This window comes from Serratia odorifera (assembly GCF_041448735.1).
In the GTDB taxonomy this organism is placed as follows: Bacteria; Pseudomonadota; Gammaproteobacteria; order Enterobacterales; family Enterobacteriaceae; genus Serratia_F; species Serratia_F odorifera.
In genome coordinates this window covers 1-553 of the sequence record NZ_JBGMUT010000074.1, presented here as the reverse complement: position 1 = coordinate 553, position 553 = coordinate 1, and the positions used below count along the sequence as shown (strand labels likewise).

The 553-nt window shown below is 32.5% G+C and carries 1 protein-coding gene; it reads left to right on the top strand.

All coding sequences use genetic code 11. From position 1 onward, the window contains the following. A partial coding sequence (locus ACCC84_RS23670) for an SAF domain-containing protein (protein WP_371902442.1) occupies positions 1-553 on the top strand: 553 nt, incomplete at both ends.

Below are 553 nucleotides of genomic sequence, written 5' to 3'. Positions count from 1 at the left end.
GTACAGTGGGATCTTATGAACTAGTTTTTAAAGACAAAATTAATACAACTGATGTAATTGTTGCAAAGCAAGATATCAAATTCAAATCGGAAATTACTAAAGATGACATAAAAGTAGTTTCTGTAAGAAAAGATATAGCTGTACATGATGCGTTAAAACCTGAAGATGTACAACTTCTTTTAAATAAACATGCTTCAATTGATATTAAAAAAGGAACTCAAATTTATTCCAAATTAGTGGATACATATAATCTAATTCCAAATGAGGAAAAGGGAGAATTTATTGCTCCGATTCCTGATAGTTGGTTGTTTGCGGTTCCGGGATCATTACGAAAAACATACATTGCAGACTTTTATCTTGTGCCTGATAAAGATCAAGCTGTAATTCGTTCCCTTGTTCAAGATTCTAAGGGAAATGAAGGGAAAAATGATAAAGAGCCATTAAAAACTGATGAAGACTCAGATGTAGAAGTTATGAGGTTAGCCAAACCGATTTTACAGAATGTTCGAGTAGCTTCAGTAAAAGATAACGGAAATAAAGAGGTAACGGAAAC